This is a genomic window from Streptomyces sp. NPDC002176 (genome assembly GCF_044903645.1).
In the GTDB taxonomy this organism is placed as follows: domain Bacteria; phylum Actinomycetota; class Actinomycetes; order Streptomycetales; family Streptomycetaceae; genus Streptomyces.
The window spans coordinates 619,432-635,947 of record NZ_JBJDQW010000002.1; the positions used below are offsets into that span (position 1 = coordinate 619,432).

Here is a 16,516-nt window from a genome sequence, read left to right on the forward strand (position 1 = left end):
CACGACCTCAGCGGGCATCTCGGCGGCGCGCACCACCATACTGGCCACCTCTGGCGCGAATCCCACGACCGCCGGGAAACCCGCACCGGACCCGCACGAGGGTCACGCGAAGTGGTACGTCAGTTGCCAAGTCGGTTGGCGTCGCGCTCAGGTTGCCGCCCGGGGGTCAAGGTGGCGCAGATCACAGCGAGGGCCATGCCGCCGAGCAGGAAGACGTACGAGCCGCCGCCCGCGCCGAACAGGAAGTCACCTTCCGGGCGGCTGGCGGTGAGCAGGATGACGGCGATGATCCAGCCGAGCACCGGCGCGACCGCACCGGACCGTCCGCGCAGCGCGTATCCCCCGCCGAGGAACAGCCCGCCCGCGCCCGCGAGGGCGAGCAGCAGACCGAGCGGGAACCAGGCGGCCTGCACCAGCGCCCCGGCGATACCGACGACCGCGCCGAGCACGCACAGCCCGAGCAGCGCGGCCATCCGGCCGAGGGAGGGGCGTCGCAGCGGCTGGGCCAGCATGGAGCTGCTCATGACGCCACCTCCACTCCGGCGAACAGGTCGCTCTCGCCGGGCTCGGCACTGCCCTGCACCAACTCGTAGTACTCGGTGCTGAACAGCGGCTGGGCCAGGTCGTTGGAGAGCGCGAAGTAGTCGCCCGCGACGGTGATCTGGGTGGCGTGGGCGCGCATCGCGGCGGCCTTGGCGGCGGCGTACGCGCTGCCGTCGATAGCGGTGGTGATCCGCTCGTCCTCCACCACACCGGGCAGGTCGGCGATGTCGGCGCTCTTGCCGAACGGCAGCCCGGGCAGCTCCTCGGCGAGCCGCGCGAAGGCGTCCTCGACGACCGAGCGGGGCATGCGGTTCCAGTACACCTTGGCGACCCGGTGCCCACGCCCCGCGGCCAGCTCGACGGCGCGCATGGCGACGCGGTGGGCCTGGATGTGGTCGGGGTGCCCGTACCCGCCGTTGTCGTCGTACGCGACGAGCACCTGCGGCCGGACCTCGAGGATGACGTCGGCGAGCGCGTCGGCGGCCTGGCCGAGGTCGGCCTGCCAGAAGGCAGCGGGGTCGCTGTTGTCCGGCAGCCCCATCATCCCGGAGTCCTGGTACCCCCCGAGCAGCCGCACGTCGGTGACGCCCAGCTCCCCCAGGGCGGCGTCCAGCTCACCCTTCCGGTACGCCCCGAGCGCGGCCCCCTCCAGATGCCCCAGCTCGGGCGGGATGACCTCCCCCCGCTCCCCGAGCGTGCAGGTCACCAGGGTCACGTGCGCACCCTCGGCCACGTACTTGGCCATGGTCGCGCCGTTGTTGATCGACTCGTCGTCAGGATGCGCGTGCACGAGCAGCAGACGCCGGGGGGGCAGTTCGGTCATGGGGTCCAGCGTACGAGGACGGGGGCGAGGGTTCAGGACGCGCCCTGCGTGGTGCCGTCGTCGGCGTAGCGAGGCAGGCCGTCCGTCGGGATGGTCCAGTCCGCGATGGTGACCTCCTCGCCGTAGACGAAGTCCTTGCGGGTGGCGTAGCGCGGCCCGGCGGGGGTGGGGTGGATGTCGGTGAAGACGGCGCCGGAGCCGGTGCGAGGGTCGAAGATCGCGTAGACCGGGATGCCCAGCAGGGGGTAGTCGCGGATCTTGCCGACCCAGTCGTTGTCCGGGTTGGAACGGGAGACGATCTCTACGGCGGCGACGAGCGTAAGGGGGTCGAAGGCGCCGTCGCCCTCCATGTCGGCCTCGGCGATGACCATCACGTCGGGGCGTCGCAGGACGCCCTCGGCCGCGTCCTCCACGTCGGGTTCCCCCGTGTGGGCCACGAGTTCCTCCGGCATGACCTTCTCGAGGCGCTTCCGCAGGCGCAGCACGGTCAGCTCGTGCTGCCTGACGGGCGACATCATGTCGTGGACGATCCCTTCCCTGGTGATCTCGAATTTGCCCGGAAGGGTGTCGTCCATGGACTGAACGAATTCCCGCATGGCCCGGTACTGGTGGGGGGTGCCCTGGCGTGCGTCGTCCGGTGCTGCGGCCATGGCGCTCGCTCCTCCTGTGGGCCCTGAGGTGCCTGCGTCCTCGGGCGGGGCAAGGATCGTCGCTTTCATGCTAGGCGTCCTCCGGGAGAGCAGTCGCGGCAACGGCCCGGTTCTGGGGCGCGGAAGACGCGTTCGCAGCCGTCGCAGGTCTGGAAGGGGTGCCGGGCGGGAGGCGGGGCGGCGGCTGGTGGGGCGAACGGGGGTGGGGGTGGGAGGTGATCGGTCAGGCGGTGGGCCAGTAGGGCGGCTGGGCGGTGCAGCCGGTCCATCGGCAGGCCGTCGGCCAAGGCGCGGCGTACGTCTGCCGCCGAGACGTCCCGCTCCAGCCAGGCGGCGACACCGGGGGCGAGGTGGGCCGTGTCGGTGGCGGAGAGCAGCAGGCGGCTGTCGTGGCGGCGGAGGCCCGCGAGGAGGTCGGTGGCGGCCTGGAGGAGTGCGGGGGCGGAGCAGGAGGGGGTCGGCACGGCGGGGAGGGCCTTGCGGCGGGCGGGGGTGGGACGGCGTACCGGGGGCTCGTGCTGCTGGGGGCGGTGGCCGGGCTGGTTGCAGGAGATCGTGCGGGTGATGATCCGGCCGCCGGGGACCCGTTCGCGTACGCGACGCAGGTAGCCGTGTTTCTCCAGCTCGCGCAGGGCGGCGGCGATACGGGCGACGCCCTCCGGGAAGCGCGCGGCCAGGCTCTTGATGTCGATACGGGCGCCTCGCGGCAGCGACTGGATGTGCGTGCCGAGCCCGATCGCCAGCAGGGAGAGGTCCGCGTGCTGGGCGAGGTGGTTGCCGATCACCGTGAAGCGGGCGGTGTGGCGGGAGTTGTCGTGGATGAGACCACCCCGGTTCGGGTGGTCGTGTCCCGCAATACGGGACCGGACGCGCGAGGGCGCGCTAGGGTTCTGAGTATCCATCGGGAAGAGGCTTGTCTTCCTAGGTGGTCAGGCCCTCGCACTGGGAAGCCACTCCCGGCGGGGGCCGACGTATGTCTGATGTTGTCTTGCGCTGAGCCTAGAGCCGCCGAGGGTGTCAATTGCCAGCGGAAAGAGCGATGTTCACCCGCCCGAGTGAGGCTGCCGCCGTGGGCGGGAGGGGTGGGGTTTGGTGGGGTGCTTTCCCCCGGTGTTCTTGGTCCTATTGACCACCCGTTCCACCGGAGCACGGCGCACCGGGTTCCGGTGCGACGAGGTCCAGTTCGGCCCACACGATCTTGCGCGGAAACCGGTCGTCCGCCACGCCCCACCGGTCGGCGAAGGCGGCCACGAGCAGCAGCCCCCGACCGCCCTCGTCCTCCTCCCCCGGCTCCCTCCGCACCGGCCGCCGGTCACCGCGCGTGTCCGTCAGCTCGATACGGAGGGTGCCGTGCACGGCGTGCAGCGCGAGCCGGAAACTCCGCCCGGGCAGCCGCCCGTGGGTCGCCGCATTGGCCGCCAGCTCGGCAATGATCTGCCCGGCCGCCTCCCACGGCAGCCCCCAGCTCCGAAGCTGCTCAGCGGCGAGCAGCCGGGCGAGACGGGCGCCTCGCGGCGTCGAGGAGAACAGCACGCTGAAGTCACGTGCATGGGCTTCTAGTTGAGCCGCGGCCCCGGTGTTTTCCTGATTCACATCACCCAGGGTGTCCGCCCGGCCCTACCGTGAAGAGTGATCGCACCGTTGCGTACGGTCACTGTCGGCGGCTTGTCCGGTGGTGTCCGCGCTGTCGGCAGGGGCTTAGGAGGAGTGCGGATGTCGGTGGACGGCGAGGCGGTACGGCCCAAGTTGGCCGCAGACGAACCGGGTTGGGAGGTCGACCCGGATGACGACTGGGGCGTGGCGGTGATCGCCACGGTGGGTCGCCAGTTGAAGCTGCGGCGCGAGGCCGCGGGCCTGCGTGCAGCGGACTTCGGCGCGGCGATCGGCTACGGGGAAGACCTCGTCTACAAGATCGAGAGCGGGAAGCGGATTCCCCGGCCCGAGTATCTGGACAAGGCCGACGAGTTACTGGAGGCGCACGGCCTCATCTCGGCGATGAAGGAAGACGTACGACGGGTTCGCTACCCGAAGAAGGTGCGGGATCTGGCGAAGCTGGAGACCCAGGCGGCCGAGATCGCGGTTTACGTCGGCCTCAGCATCTACGGCCTGTTGCAGACACCGGAGCACGCACACGCTCTTTTCGAGGCACGGCAGCCGCCTTACTCGGAGGAGGAGATCGAGCGCCTGGTGTCCGCTCGCATGGCCCGCAAAGCAGTGCTGGAGAAGTCGCCGGCGACAGCGTTCAGCTTCGTCCAAGAAGAGGCGACGCTGCGCCGCTTGGTCGGGGGCACAATGGGACGACAGCGACAGCTCGAACACCTGCTGGAAATAGCGCAGTTGCGCAATGTCACCCTCCAGGTGATGCCGACGGAGACTGAGGCACACCCCGGAGTGGATGGGAAGATCGAGTTGCTGAAGTTCGCGGATGGAACAGCGCTGGGGCGCTCCGACGGGGCTCACAACGGGCGGCCGACTTCCGACCCGAGGGAACTGCGCATCCTCGAACTGAGGTATGGAACCATCCGGGCCCAGGCTCTCACGCCGAGGGAGTCGATCGCCTTCATCGAGCAAGTACTGGGAGAGACATGATCCGCACGACCGCAGTCGGGGCCGACTCCAGGCTGCAGTGGTTCAAGAGCAGCTACAGCGACGGCACTGAGGGCGACTCCTGCGTCGAGATCGCCACCGCTCCCGGCACGATCCACGTCCGCGACTCCAAGCACACCGCAGGCCCCCAGCTCCTCCTCACCCAGGAAACCTGGACGGCCTTCGTCACCGGCGTCCGCAACTGACACCTCTCGGCCCCGGCACATCCACGCCGGGGCCACCCACCCAGGACTCAGGGAGCCTCATGAGTGAGAACCTCACCGCACTGAAGTGGTTCAAGAGCACCTACAGCGGCGGCACCGACGGCAACTCCTGCGTAGAAGTCGCGCGAGCGCCCCGCACCATCCACGTCCGCGACTCCAAGCACCCCACAGGCCCCCGCCTCGCCCTCCCCCAGGACACCTGGACCGCCTTCGTCACCGGCATACGCCACTGACACCGGTTACCCCCTCCGGACCCCGAGAACGGCCGCCGTTCCCTTGACACCTCGGTGGCTTTTTGGCCTGCAGGGCCCTCGGTCATAGTCGGCGCCATGGAACATGACGTGGACGTAGTGGTGGCCGGAGGCGGCCCGGTCGGGATGATGTTGGCGTGCGAACTCCGGCTCGGGGGCGCGCGGGTGGCCGTGCTGGAGCGACTCACCGAAGTGAGCCCGACGATCAAGGGCGGGGCGATCACGACGCCCAGCGCCGAGGCGCTCTACCGCAGGGGCATGCTGCCCGCGCTGGCCGAGGTGCAGCGGCAGACGATGGACCGCTTCCGGGCCTTCCTGCGCGAGCAGAACGGCGGGGCCGCAGGCCAAGGGCTGGGGATCGTAGGGCACTTCGCCGGAATCATGCTGCGCGCCGACCTGGTCGACCGTACGGAACCGGGCCTCGACGACACCGGACCCGCCGCCGAGATCGCCTTCGTGTCGCAGCAGGAGATCGAGCGGCTGCTCGGCGGGAGGGCGGACGAGCTCGGCGTGGACGTCCGCCGCGGGGTGGAGCTGACCGGCTTCGACGCGGACGACGAGGCCGTCACCGTGCGGACCAGCCAGGGGGCCGTACGCGCCGGCTGGCTCGTGGGCTGTGACGGCGGCCGCAGCGTGGTCCGCAAGCTCGCCGGGTTCGAGTTTCCCGGTACGGACCCGGAGATCACCTGTCACCAGGCGGTCGTGGAGCTGACCGGCGCCGAGGATCTGAAGGTCGGCTGGACCGCCACGGACACCGGGGTGTACGCCTACGGGCCGATGCCGGGCCGCGTCGTCACCGTGGAGTTCGACGGCCCGCCGCCCGACCGGGACGCGCCGGTGACCGCCGAGGACCTCCAGGCTCGGCTGCGCCGCGTATCCGGCGTGGACGTCACGATCGACGAGGTGCGGACCGCGACCCGCTTCACCGACCACGCCCGCCAGGTCACCGAGTACCGCAAGGGCAGGGTTCTGCTGGCGGGCGACGCGGCGCACGTGCACTCCGCGTTCGGAAGCCAGGGTCTGAGCCTGGGGATCGGGGACGCGATGAACCTCGGCTGGAAGCTCGCCGCGGTGATCGGCGGCCGGGCGCCGGAAGGGCTGCTGGACACGTACACCTCCGAGCGGCACCCGGTCGGTGCCTGGGTCCTGGACTGGACCCGGTCCCAGGTCGCGGCCATGCGCCCGGACCCGCGGTCCCGGGCCCTGCGCGAGATCGTCAGCGACCTGGCGGGGACGGTCGTGGGCACCACGTACCTCACCGCGCGGCTCAACGGTGCCGGGGTGCGCTACGAGCTGCCGGGCGAGCACCCGCTGACCGGCCGCAGCACCCCGGACCTCGAACTCACCGACGGCGGCCGCCTCGCGGACCACCTCCACGGCGGCCGGGCGCTCCTGCTCGACCTCACCGACGACCCGGAGCTGCGGGCCCTCGCCACGGGGTACGCCGACCGCGTCGACACCCTGACGGCCGCCTGCCCGTCCCGCCAGGACCTGGCGGCGGTCCTCGTCCGTCCGGACGGCTTCACGGCCTGGGCAGCCGACGTGGGGGCGCCGACGCCGACGGCCGGGCTGGCGGAGGCGCTGGTGGAGTGGTTCGGAGTGCCGGACGGCGTGGTGCGGTGACGCCGGGCTGATCCCCCGCCGGAGCCCCCTCCGTACCGCGTCCCCCTTGACGCCACCCCCCGCACCGGTACAGTGCAATGAGCGGCATGCCCGCGCCCCATGTCCGGCGCCGGTGTCGCGTTTCTCTCTCAGCCCTCGTGCCGATGGTCTTCGACCAGGCCGGGCTTCTTCCCAGAAACACCACGTGGACCAGGGCTTTCATCGCCCCGTCAGTGGTGTCGTTCCCGTCGCCCGGAGGCAGGCGTGTCCGCCCCTCCGTGATCCGCGGCCCTTCCTGAACTCTGTCCGGAAAGGACACCCCCATCATGACCACCACCCTCGAACCCCCCACCAGAACCCAGCGCACCACCCTCACCGGCGTCCTCGACATCGACGCGCACGGCAAGGGCCACCTACGGGCAGCCGCGAGCCTCCTGCCCGCTCCAGCGGACCCGCAGGTCCCGGCCGCCCTGATCCGCCGCCACGGCCTGCGCAAGGGCGACCTCGTCGAAGGCGTCGGCGGACCACAGCGGGCCCTCACCGAGGTCACCGGCGTCGATGGCCGCGCCCCCGCGGGGCAGCGCAGGAACTTCCGCGACCTGACCCCCCTGCACCCCCACGACCGGCTCCGCCTGGAGCACCCCGCCTCCGGCCTGGCCGGCCGTCTGACCGACCTGCTCGCGCCCGTCGGCAAGGGACAGCGGGGCCTCATCGTCGCGCCACCCAAGAGCGGCAAGACCGTACTCATCCAGCAGCTCGCCGCGGCCGTCGCGGGCAACCACCCCGAATGCCGTCTGATGGTGCTGCTGTTGGACGAACGCCCGGAGGAAGTCACCGACATGCGCAGGTCGGTTCGCGGCGAGGTGTACGCCTCCACCTTCGACCGCCCCGCCAAGGACCACATCGCGCTCGCGGACCTCGTCGTGGAGCGGGCCAAGCGGCGGGTGGAGGCAGGGGAGGACGTCGTGATCCTGCTGGACTCGCTGACCCGGCTCTGCCGCGCGCACAACAACGCCTCGGCGGCGGGCGGCCGTACGCTCAGCGGAGGCGTCGACGCGGCCGCACTGCTGGGCCCCAAGCGGTTCTTCGGGGCGGCACGGCAGGCGGAGGAGGGCGGTTCGCTGACCATCCTCGCCAGCGCCCTCGTGGACACCGGCTCCCGCGCCGACGGCTACTTCTTCGAGGAGCTGAAGAGCACCGGCAACATGGAACTCCGGCTGGACAAGGAGTACGCGGCCCGCCGCGTCTTCCCGCCCGTGGACATCGACCGCACCGGCACCCGCCGCGAGGAACTCCTGTTCACAAGCGAGGAGTTGTCGGTCACCAGGGGCCTGCGCCGCGCCCGGCGCTCACACGGGGACGCGTCCCTGGAAACCCTGCTGGAGCGACTGCGGGGGACCCCGGACAACGCCACGTTCCTGCGCCGCGTCCAGCCCACCCTGCCGACGAGCTGATCACGCGGGAGGGGCGACGGCGAACGCCATCACCCCGCCCCACGTCAGAACTTGATGCTTCCGATCATGCTGGCGACGTTCGTGGTCAGCTCGCTGATCGTGGGTGCGATGGTCGAGGAGGCGAGATAGAAGCCGAGGAGCATGCAGATGGCGGCGTGCCCCCCTTTCAGTCCCGACTTCTTGATCAGCAGGAAGACGATGATCGCCAGCAGCACCACCGCCGAAATCGAGAGTGCCACGGCGGCTCACCTCCAATGAATCCCAGGGACACGGGGGGTTCGGACTATGGGGGTTGTGACTCGGTCCAGCCCCGGCGGACCAGGCCGGAGGCCAAGTCCACGCGGACGCCGCCAGGTTCATACCCACGCAGCGACAGTGATCATAACTATGTGTGCTCGCGCATCGCTCGGCGCACGGCCGCACAAGGGGGCGCATGGCCAATATGGTCGGGCCATGACGACCCAGACAGTCGACACCGACTCCTTCCCCCGCCGACACGCCCGGACCCAGCGCTTCTCGCTCGGCGCGCCGCGCGCGTTCACCGTGGCTCCCGACGGCTCACGTGTCGCGTTCCTCCGCTCGGGTTCCGGCACGGACCGCGCCAACTCCCTGTGGGTCCTGGACACCACGGACGGCACCGAGCGCCCCGCCGCCGACCCGCGCGCCCTGCTCGCGGGCGCGGACGAGGAGCTGTCACCCGAGGAACGGGCGCGCCGCGAACGCAGCCGGGAGGGCGGCGCGGGCATCGTCGGCTACGCCACCGACGCGGCCCTGGAACTGGCCTCTTTCGCGTTGTCCGGGCGGCTTTTCACGGCCGAGCTGCGGGCCGGGACCGCGACCGAACTGACCGTGCCCGGACCGGTGATCGACCCCCGCCCCGCCCCCGACGGCACTCACATCGCGTACGTCGCCGGAGGCGAGCTGCGGGTCGTCGGCGCCGAGGGGGCCGGTGACCGGGCGCTGGCCACCCCCGAGAGCGACGAAGTGACGTACGGCCTCGCGGAGTTCATCGCGGCCGAGGAGATGGACCGTACGCGGGGCTTCTGGTGGGCCCCGGAGTCGGACCGGCTGCTGGTGGCGCGGGTGGACGACACGCCGGTACGACGCTGGTGGATCGCGGACACGTCACACCCGGACCGTGAGCCACACCACGTGCGCTACCCGGCCGCGGGCACCGCCAACGCGGAGGTGACGCTGTTCGTCATCGGCCTGGACGGCACCCGTACCGAGGTCCGCTGGGACCGTGAGCGCTACCCCTATCTGGCGCGTGTGCACTGGTCACAGGCCGGTTCGCCGCTGCTCCTGGTGCAGTCGCGGAACCAGCGCGACCAGCTGATCCTGGCCGTCGACCCGGACACCGGCGCGACCCGGATGGTGCACGCCGACGAAGATCCAACATGGCTGGAACTTTTCGCCGGGGTGCCCGCCTGGACCCCCTCCGGACAGCTGGTCCGGATCGCGGACGAGGGCGGCGCGCGGGTCCTCACCGTGGGCGAACGCCCGCTGACCGGACCGCAGTTGCACATCCGCGCGGTGCTGGACGTGTCGGCGGACGACGTACTGGTCTCGGCCTCGGCCGGGGAGGCGGCCGAGGACCCGGAGACCGGCGAGATCCATGTGTACCGGGTCAGCGAGCGGGGCGTGGAGCGCGTGTCCCAGGAGCCCGGTGTGCACTCGGCGGTACGCTCGGGCGACGTCACCGTCCTGGTCTCCGCGACGCTGGACAGTCCCGGCGCCCGTGTCCAGGTGCTGCGTGACGGAAAATCGGCGCTCGGTGTCCGCTCGTACGCCGAACACCCCGGTATGTCCCCCCGCGTGACCCTGACCGAGGGGGGCGCACGGCGAATTCCGTGCGCCGTGCTTATGCCGTCGGACTACCCCGACGACACTCCCCTGCCCGTCCTGCTCGACCCCTACGGGGGCCCGCACGGCCAGCGGGTCGTCGCCGCCCACAACGCCCATCTGACCTCGCAGTGGTTCGCCGACCAGGGCTTCGCGGTGATCGTCGCGGACGGCCGGGGCACCCCCGGCCGCTCCCCCGAGTGGGAGAAGTCGATCCACCAGGACTTCACGCTTACCCTCGACGACCAGATCGACGCACTGCACGACCTCGCCAAGCGCTATCCACTCGACCTCTCCCGGGTGGCCATCCGGGGCTGGTCGTACGGCGGTTACCTCTCCGCGCTGGCCGTCCTGCGCCGCCCGGACGTCTTCCACGCGGGCATCGTGGGCGCCCCGGTCACCGACTGGCGGCTGTACGACACCCACTACACCGAGCGCTACCTCGGCGACCCCGAGACCGACCCGGAGAGCTACGCCCGCAGCTCCCTGATCACCGACGAGGGCCTGTCCGACCCCGCCGAACCGCACCGGCCCATGATGATCATCCATGGCCTGGCCGATGACAATGTGGTCGCCGCACACACCCTCCGGCTGTCCTCCGCCCTGCTGGCCGCCGGTCGCCCGCACGAGGTGCTCCCGCTGTCCGGCGTCACCCACATGACCCCGCAGGAACAGGTCGCGGAGAACCTGCTCCTCCTCCAGGTCGACTTCCTCAAGCGCGCGCTGGGCGGACCCGAAGGCCGTTAACGCACAGGCAACTTCACCGAAGCCGCTCCGATATGAGCACCCGCGAGGCTGATCCGCGTACGGCCGTGCGGGTGCCGTGAAGCGGGCCGGGATACGCCATGTCATCCCGGCCCGTTGCCGTGCCCCCCGTGTCCCTCCATGGCCCCCGGCACCACCCGCCGCTCCCCCGCGAACAGACACGCCGACGGATGCGCGACCGGCCCGCCCGCGGAACGGAACTCCTCCGGCACCGCCAGCTCCGGCACCTCCCGCGCGCACCGCTCCTCGGCCTTCCAGCACCGGGTGCGGAACCGGCACCCGGAGGGGATCGCGGTCGGGGACGGCACATCGCCGCTGAGGATGATCCGCTCCCGGTGCGCCCGCGCCTCCGGATCGGGCACCGGCACCGCCGACAGCAGCGCCTGGGTGTACGGGTGGGTGGGGTGCTCGTAGATCTCCGCGTCCGTGCCGGTCTCCACGATCCGCCCGAGGTACATCACCGCGACCCGGTCCGAGATGTGCCGCACGATCGACAGGTCGTGCGCGATGAACACGTAGGACAGCCCGAACTCCGCCTGGAGCCGCTCCAGCAGGTTGATCACCTGCGCCTGCACGGACACGTCCAGCGCGGACACCGGCTCGTCCGCGACGATCACCTCGGGGCGCAGCGCCAGCGCCCGCGCGATGCCGATCCGCTGCCGCTGGCCGCCGGAGAACTGGTGCGGATAGCGGTTGAGGAACTCCGGGTCCAGCCCCACCACTTCCAGCAACTCCTGCACCCGGCGCCGCCGTTCACCCTTCGGCGCGGCCTCGGGGTGGATCTCGTACGGCTCCCCGACGATGTCCCCCACCGTCATCCGGGGGTTGAGCGAGGTGTACGGGTCCTGGAACACCATCTGGATGTTCCGCCGCACCTCCTTCAGGCGGCGCCCGGACGCGCCGGTGATGTCCTCGCCCCGGAACCGGATCTCGCCCTCGGTGGGCCGCTCCAGATGGCAGAGCAGCTTGGCCACGGTGGACTTGCCGCACCCCGACTCGCCCACGATGCCGAGGGTCTCGCCCCGGCCCAGGCTGAAGTCGACGCCGTCGACGGCCTTCACGGCGCCGATCTGCTTGCGCAGCACGATGCCCCGGGTCAGCGGGTAGTGCTTGACCAGGCCGCGCGCCTCCAGGACGGGTTCAGGCATCGAGGCCATCGAGGCACTCCCTCCAGAAGTGGCAGGCGCTCGCCCGGTCCGGACCGGCCTGGTACAGCGGGGGCTCGTCCGTGCGGCAGACGTCCCGTGCCAGCGCGCAGCGCGGGTGGAAGGCGCAGCCGGACGGGATGTGGCTCAGGCTGGGCGGCAGGCCCTTGATGGCGTACAGCTCGCGGCCCTTGTGGTCGAGGCGGGGGATGGAGTCGAGCAGGCCGCGGGTGTAGGGGTGGGCCGGTGCCTTGTAGATGTCGTGCACGGGTGCCGACTCCACGATCCGGCCCGCGTACATCACGGCGATCCGGTCGGCCACGTCCGCGACGACGCCGAGGTCGTGGGTGATGAGGACGAGCCCCATGTCGTACTCCCGGCGCAGCTCGGCGAGGAGGTCCATCACCTGGGCCTGGACGGTGACGTCGAGGGCGGTGGTGGGTTCGTCGGCGATGACGAGCGCCGGTTCCAGCGCGATCGCCATCGCGATCATGATCCGCTGGCGCATGCCGCCGGAGAACTGGTGCGGATAGTCCCGCACCCGCTGGGCGGCGCCGGGGATGCGCACCCGGTCCATCAGCTCGACGGCCCGCTTCCGGGCGTCCTTGCGGGACATCCCGCGGTGCACGGTGAACATCTCCCCGAGCTGGTCCCCCACGCTGAGCACGGGGTTGAGGGCGGACAGCGCGTCCTGGAAGATCATCGCCATTCCGGCGCCCCGGATCTTCCGCCGCTCCTCCTCCTTCATGGTGAGCAGGTCGCGGCCCTGGAAGAGGATCTGCCCGCCGGTGACCCGGCCGGGCGGGGTGTCGAGGATGCCCATCACGGCCTGCGCGGTCACCGACTTGCCGGACCCGGACTCCCCGAGCACGGCGAGGGTCTCGCCCGCCCCGACCTCGTACGACACCCCGTTGACGGCCTTGGCGACGCCGTCGCGGGTGCGGAACTCCACGTGCAGATCGCGTACTTCGAGCAGCATGGGCGCCGTCACCTCAGCTTCGGGTCGAGGGCGTCGCGTACCGCGTCGCCGAGCATGATGAAGGCCAGGACGGTGATCGCCAGCGCCCCGGAGGGCCAGAGCAGGGCGTGTGGGGCGTTGCGGATGTAGGGGGAGGCGGCGGAGATGTCGATGCCCCAGGAGACGCTGGGCGGCTTCAGGCCGACGCCGAGGTAGGACAGGGTGGCCTCCAGCGAGATGTAGGTGCCGAGCGCGATGGTGGCCACGACGATGACCGGGGCGACCGCGTTGGGCGCGATGTGCCGCAGCAGCAGCCGGGCGGGCGAGGCGCCGAGCGCGCGGGCGGCCTGGACGTAGTCGTTCTGCCGGGCGGTGATGACCGAGCCGCGGGCGATCCGGGAGATCTGCGGCCAGCCGAGCAGCACCATGAACCCGACCACCGGCCAGACGGAGTTGCTGGTGACCACCGACAGCAGCACCAGGCCGCCGAGGACGACCGGGATGGCGAAGAAGACGTCGGTGATCCGGGACAGCACCGCGTCCCAGGCGCCCCCGAAGAACCCGGCGAGGCCGCCGAGCACCGACCCGAGCAGCGCGACCCCGAGCGTGGCGCACACACCCACGGTGACCGAGGTGCGCGCGCCGTACACCGTGCGGGTGTAGACGTCGCAGCCCTGGCCGTCGAAGCCGAAGGGGTGGCCGGGCGCGGAGCCGTCCTGGGCCTTGGCGAGGTCGCAGTCGAGGGGGTTGCCGGAGGTGATGGCGGAGGGCCAGATGGAGATGAAGACGAGGAAGAGGATGACGAGCGCGGAGAGCAGGAAGACCGGGTTGCGCCGCAGGTCCCGCCAGGCGTCGGACCAGAGGGAACGCGGTCTGCCCTGCGGCCCTCCGCCCTCGGGCCCGCCCGGCACCCGTTCCAGCGTGGCGGCCTCGCCGGTCGCAAGGTCCATCGCGCCGCCCATGCCGGTCCCGGCGATGGCCCCGCGCGGCTCGTACGACGACGGCTCAGGCATAGCGAATCCTCGGGTCGAGTACCGCGTAGAGCAGATCGACCAGCAGGTTGGCGACCAGGAAGACCAGGACCAGCACGGTGACGAAGCCGACCACCGTCTGCGTGTTCTGCCGCAGGATGCCCTGGTAGAGCTGGAAGCCGACGCCGTGGATGTTGAAGATCCGCTCGGTGACGATCGCGCCGCCCATCAGCGCGCCGATGTCGGTGCCGATGAAGGTGACGACGGGGATCAGCGAGGTCCGCAGCAGGTGCCGGACGACGACCCGGCGCCGGGGCAGCCCCTTGGCGACGGCGGTACGGACGTAGTCGGAGCGCCGGTTCTCCGCGATGGAGGTACGGGTCAGCCGGGTGACGTAGGCCAGCGAGACCGACGCCAGCACCAGCCCCGGCACGATCAGCTCGCCGAACGGCGCCTCCGGCGAGACCGAGGGTTTGATCCACCCCCACTCCACGCCGAGCAGCAATTGGAGCACCAGACCGGTGACGAAGGTCGGCACGGAGATCACCACGAGGGTGAGCAGCAGCACCCCGGTGTCGATGGGCTTGCCCCGGCTCAGGCCGGTGAGCACACCGAGGCTGATGCCGACGACGAGTTCGAAGAGGATGGCCACGATGGTCAGCCGGACGGTGACGGGGAAGGCGGCCGCCATCAGCTCGGTGACGGGCTGTCCGTTGAACGCGGTGCCGAAGTCCCCGGTGAAGACGTTCCCCATGTAGGTCGCGTACTGCTGCCAGAGCGGCCGGTCGAGGCCGAACTCGCTCTTCAGCTGGGCGGCGGTCGCCGCGTCGCACTGCCGCTCCCCGCACAGGCCCGCGATGGGGTCGCCCATCACATTGACCATCAGGAAGATCAGCAGGGTGGCCCCGATGAACACCGGCACCATCTGGAGCAGTCGCCGGACGACGTAGCGTCCCATGGCGGGTCAGCTGACCTTGATCTCGTTGTACACCGGCACGCTGAACGGGTTGAGCTGGACGCCGGTGAGCCGCTGGCTGTAGCCCGCGTTGCCGTTCTGGTACCAGAGCGGGATGGCGGCCATGTTGTCCCGGACGACCTCCTCGGCCTGCTGGAAGGTGGAGACGGCCTGGGCCGGGTCGGTCTCGGCGTTGGCGCGGTCCACCAGCTCGTCGAACTCGGAGTTGGACCACTGGCCGTCGTTGGAGGAGGCGCCGGTGAAGTACAGCGGCTGCAGGAAGTTCTGGATGAGCGGGTAGTCCATCTGCCAGCCCGCCCGGAAGGGGCCGCTCATCTTGTGCTGGCCGAGCTGGTTGCGGAAGTCGGCGAAGGTGCCGACCGGGTTGCCGACGCAGGCGTCGTCCTTGCCGAGGGCGCGGTTGATGGAGTTGCAGACCGCGTCGACCCACTCCCGGTGCGAGCCGGTGTCCGCGTTGTAGGTGAGCTTCAGGGTGCCGCCGGGGATGCCCCCGCCCTGTCGGACCAGCCGCTTGGCGGCCGCCGGATCGTACTCGCAGGCGTGTCCGCACAGGCCCGCCTTGTAGCCGCCGTCCACGCCGAGCACGGGTGAGGTCCAGTCGGTGGCGGGGGTGCGGGTGCGCTGGAAGATGGTCCGGGTGATCTGGTCCCGGTTGATGGCCATGGAGAGCCCGGTGCGGACCTTCTCCATGCCGGGCCGGTTCCAGCGCTCGTCGTAGTACGGGAAGGCGAGGGTCTGGATGATGCCGGCCGGGGTGTTGATGTACCGGTCGCCGAGGTCGGTCTTGACGTTCTTCAGCTGGGCGGCCGGGATGTCGTCGGCGAGGTCGAGGTTCCCGGACATCAGGTCGGTGTAGGCGGTGTTGGTGTCGGTGTAGACCTTGAGGATCACCCCGTCGTTGAGCGCCTTGTCCCCGCCGGGGTAGCGGTCCCACTTCCGCAGGGTCATCTGGGAGCCCTTGGTGTAGGACTCGATGGCGTACGGGCCGTTGCCGACCGGGGTCTTCAGCCAGGCGGCGTGGTCGGTGAAGAAGGCGCGGGGCAGCGGGGCGAAGGCCGCGTAGCCGAGGGTGTCGGGGAAGCCGGAGAACTTCTGGTTGAGGGTGACGGTGAAGGTGCGGTCGTCGACCACCTTGAGCCCGGAGAGGGTGTCCGCGCGCTGGCTCCCCATCTCGGGGTGGACCTGGTCGTAGCCGTCGATGTAGCCGAAGAAGTAGGCGTTCTTCTGCTTGTTCTTCAGGCTCGCGCCGTAGTTCCAGGCGTCCACGAAGGAGCGGGCGGTGACCTTCTCGCCGTTGGAGAAGGTCCAGCCGTCCTTGAGCTTCACGGTGTAGTGCCGGGAGTCGGTGGTCTCGATCGACTCGGCCAGCATGTTCTGGGCCTCGCCGGTCCTCGGGTCGTACCGCTTCAGGCCCCGGAAGACCATGTCGAGCACCTTGCCGCCCTGCACCTCGTTGGTGTTGGACGGCTCCAGCGGGTTCTGCGGGTCGCCCCAGGACGAGGTGAGCATCCCGCCGTCCGCGGCCCCGCTCGCTCCCCCGCCGCAGCCGGTGGCGGCGAGCGCCAGCGCGGCGGCACCGACGAACCATCGGGCGTGCGTGAATCCGCGCATACGGGCCTCCTCAGCGATCACCTCACCGTTATCTGCTGATACCTAACCAATATCGACATTTGGCACGCATGTCATGCCCGCCGATCGCCCGGCCGGGGCACACGCGGACGGCCGG

17 protein-coding genes are annotated in these 16,516 nt (G+C 70.8%); 6 read left to right on the forward strand and 11 right to left on the reverse strand.

Going from position 1 to position 16,516, the window contains the following annotated elements:
* Positions 1-119: 119 nt before the first annotated feature.
* The 5 genes from ACI2LY_RS11035 to ACI2LY_RS11055 all read right to left on the reverse strand — a co-directional run bounded on the left by ACI2LY_RS11035 (position 120) and on the right by ACI2LY_RS11055 (position 3,609).
* Complete coding sequence (locus ACI2LY_RS11035) at positions 120-524, reverse strand: DUF6113 family protein (protein ID WP_404706897.1); 405 nt, start codon at positions 522-524, stop codon at positions 120-122.
* The gene (gene mshB / locus ACI2LY_RS11040; RefSeq protein ID WP_404706898.1) at positions 521-1,366 is read right to left on the reverse strand and encodes an N-acetyl-1-D-myo-inositol-2-amino-2-deoxy-alpha-D-glucopyranoside deacetylase; all 846 of its coding nucleotides are present in this window, start codon (positions 1,364-1,366) and stop codon (positions 521-523) included. The genes ACI2LY_RS11035 and mshB overlap by 4 nt, the downstream gene beginning before the upstream one ends.
* A 32-nt stretch (positions 1,367-1,398) precedes the next feature.
* The gene (locus ACI2LY_RS11045) at positions 1,399-2,016 is read right to left on the reverse strand and encodes a Uma2 family endonuclease (RefSeq protein ID WP_404706899.1); all 618 of its coding nucleotides are present in this window, start codon (positions 2,014-2,016) and stop codon (positions 1,399-1,401) included.
* A gap of 65 nt (positions 2,017-2,081) precedes the next feature.
* Positions 2,082-2,918: a helix-turn-helix domain-containing protein gene (locus ACI2LY_RS11050; protein WP_404706900.1), complete on the reverse strand. Its 837-nt coding sequence runs from the start codon at positions 2,916-2,918 to the stop codon at positions 2,082-2,084.
* A 220-nt stretch (positions 2,919-3,138) separates the two neighbouring features.
* Positions 3,139-3,609, reverse strand: coding sequence for an ATP-binding protein (locus ACI2LY_RS11055; RefSeq protein WP_404706901.1), 471 nt, complete (start codon positions 3,607-3,609; stop codon positions 3,139-3,141).
* Positions 3,610-3,729: 120 nt separating this feature from the next.
* On the opposite strand from ACI2LY_RS11055, the gene ACI2LY_RS11060 reads away from it, so the two are divergent.
* The 5 genes from ACI2LY_RS11060 to rho all read left to right on the forward strand — a co-directional run bounded on the left by ACI2LY_RS11060 (position 3,730) and on the right by rho (position 8,133).
* Positions 3,730-4,605 carry a helix-turn-helix domain-containing protein gene (locus tag ACI2LY_RS11060; RefSeq protein WP_404706902.1) on the forward strand — a complete coding sequence of 292 codons (876 nt, stop codon included), beginning with the start codon at positions 3,730-3,732 and terminating at the stop codon, positions 4,603-4,605.
* Complete coding sequence (locus ACI2LY_RS11065; protein WP_404706903.1) at positions 4,602-4,808, forward strand: DUF397 domain-containing protein; 207 nt, start codon at positions 4,602-4,604, stop codon at positions 4,806-4,808. The genes ACI2LY_RS11060 and ACI2LY_RS11065 overlap by 4 nt, the downstream gene beginning before the upstream one ends.
* A 59-nt stretch (positions 4,809-4,867) precedes the next feature.
* Entirely contained in the window at positions 4,868-5,059 is a 192-nt protein-coding gene (locus ACI2LY_RS11070) for a DUF397 domain-containing protein (protein ID WP_404706904.1), read from the forward strand.
* 96 nt (positions 5,060-5,155) lie between these two features.
* A complete protein-coding gene (locus ACI2LY_RS11075; protein ID WP_404706905.1) occupies positions 5,156-6,700 on the forward strand; it encodes an FAD-dependent monooxygenase in 1,545 nt (514 codons plus the stop codon).
* A gap of 305 nt (positions 6,701-7,005) precedes the next feature.
* Entirely contained in the window at positions 7,006-8,133 is a 1,128-nt protein-coding gene (gene rho, locus ACI2LY_RS11080; RefSeq protein WP_404706906.1) for a transcription termination factor Rho, read from the forward strand.
* Positions 8,134-8,177: 44 nt separating this feature from the next.
* On the opposite strand, the gene ACI2LY_RS11085 is transcribed toward rho, so the two are convergent.
* Positions 8,178-8,372, reverse strand: a complete 195-nt coding sequence (locus ACI2LY_RS11085) for a hypothetical protein (protein WP_018544306.1) — start codon at positions 8,370-8,372, stop codon at positions 8,178-8,180.
* 214 nt (positions 8,373-8,586) lie between these two features.
* Here ACI2LY_RS11085 and ACI2LY_RS11090 point away from each other — a divergent pair, with 214 nt between their 5' ends.
* Positions 8,587-10,722 carry a prolyl oligopeptidase family serine peptidase gene (locus tag ACI2LY_RS11090; RefSeq protein ID WP_404706907.1) on the forward strand — a complete coding sequence of 712 codons (2,136 nt, stop codon included), beginning with the start codon at positions 8,587-8,589 and terminating at the stop codon, positions 10,720-10,722.
* Positions 10,723-10,823: 101 nt separating this feature from the next.
* Here the strand turns inward: ACI2LY_RS11090 and ACI2LY_RS11095 are convergent, their stop codons facing one another.
* From ACI2LY_RS11095 to ACI2LY_RS11115, 5 genes are read right to left on the reverse strand one after another with little or no spacing between them, the layout of a single operon-like run.
* Positions 10,824-11,888: an ABC transporter ATP-binding protein gene (locus ACI2LY_RS11095; RefSeq protein WP_404707312.1), complete on the reverse strand. Its 1,065-nt coding sequence runs from the start codon at positions 11,886-11,888 to the stop codon at positions 10,824-10,826.
* Positions 11,881-12,864 (reverse strand): ABC transporter ATP-binding protein, encoded by a 984-nt coding sequence (locus ACI2LY_RS11100; protein WP_404706908.1) that lies wholly within the window; start codon positions 12,862-12,864, stop codon positions 11,881-11,883. Before ACI2LY_RS11100 ends, ACI2LY_RS11095 begins: the two co-directional genes overlap by 8 nt.
* A gap of 8 nt (positions 12,865-12,872) precedes the next feature.
* Positions 12,873-13,856: an ABC transporter permease gene (locus ACI2LY_RS11105; protein WP_404706909.1), complete on the reverse strand. Its 984-nt coding sequence runs from the start codon at positions 13,854-13,856 to the stop codon at positions 12,873-12,875.
* Entirely contained in the window at positions 13,849-14,772 is a 924-nt protein-coding gene (locus ACI2LY_RS11110) for an ABC transporter permease (protein WP_404706910.1), read from the reverse strand. Before ACI2LY_RS11110 ends, ACI2LY_RS11105 begins: the two co-directional genes overlap by 8 nt.
* Before the next feature lie 6 nt (positions 14,773-14,778).
* Positions 14,779-16,401 carry an ABC transporter substrate-binding protein gene (locus tag ACI2LY_RS11115; RefSeq protein WP_404706911.1) on the reverse strand — a complete coding sequence of 541 codons (1,623 nt, stop codon included), beginning with the start codon at positions 16,399-16,401 and terminating at the stop codon, positions 14,779-14,781.
* Positions 16,402-16,516: the final 115 nt, after the last annotated feature.

Bases quoted from the DNA above. Each gene is read 5' to 3' on its own strand.
- ACI2LY_RS11035 (WP_404706897.1), bottom strand. From the start codon at position 524: ATGAGCAGCTCCATGCTGGCCCAGCCGCTGCGACGCCCCTCCCTCGGC.
- mshB (WP_404706898.1), bottom strand. From the start codon at position 1,366: ATGACCGAACTGCCCCCCCGGCGTCTGCTGCTCGTGCACGCGCATCCT.
- ACI2LY_RS11045 (WP_404706899.1), bottom strand. From the start codon at position 2,016: ATGGCCGCAGCACCGGACGACGCACGCCAGGGCACCCCCCACCAGTAC.
- ACI2LY_RS11050 (WP_404706900.1), bottom strand. From the start codon at position 2,918: ATGGATACTCAGAACCCTAGCGCGCCCTCGCGCGTCCGGTCCCGTATT.
- ACI2LY_RS11060 (WP_404706902.1), top strand. From the start codon at position 3,730: ATGTCGGTGGACGGCGAGGCGGTACGGCCCAAGTTGGCCGCAGACGAA.
- ACI2LY_RS11065 (WP_404706903.1), top strand. From the start codon at position 4,602: ATGATCCGCACGACCGCAGTCGGGGCCGACTCCAGGCTGCAGTGGTTC.
- ACI2LY_RS11070 (WP_404706904.1), top strand. From the start codon at position 4,868: ATGAGTGAGAACCTCACCGCACTGAAGTGGTTCAAGAGCACCTACAGC.
- ACI2LY_RS11075 (WP_404706905.1), top strand. From the start codon at position 5,156: ATGGAACATGACGTGGACGTAGTGGTGGCCGGAGGCGGCCCGGTCGGG.
- rho (WP_404706906.1), top strand. From the start codon at position 7,006: ATGACCACCACCCTCGAACCCCCCACCAGAACCCAGCGCACCACCCTC.
- ACI2LY_RS11090 (WP_404706907.1), top strand. From the start codon at position 8,587: ATGACGACCCAGACAGTCGACACCGACTCCTTCCCCCGCCGACACGCC.
- ACI2LY_RS11095 (WP_404707312.1), bottom strand. From the start codon at position 11,888: ATGCCTGAACCCGTCCTGGAGGCGCGCGGCCTGGTCAAGCACTACCCG.
- ACI2LY_RS11100 (WP_404706908.1), bottom strand. From the start codon at position 12,864: ATGCTGCTCGAAGTACGCGATCTGCACGTGGAGTTCCGCACCCGCGAC.
- ACI2LY_RS11105 (WP_404706909.1), bottom strand. From the start codon at position 13,856: ATGCCTGAGCCGTCGTCGTACGAGCCGCGCGGGGCCATCGCCGGGACC.
- ACI2LY_RS11110 (WP_404706910.1), bottom strand. From the start codon at position 14,772: ATGGGACGCTACGTCGTCCGGCGACTGCTCCAGATGGTGCCGGTGTTC.
- ACI2LY_RS11115 (WP_404706911.1), bottom strand. From the start codon at position 16,401: ATGCGCGGATTCACGCACGCCCGATGGTTCGTCGGTGCCGCCGCGCTG.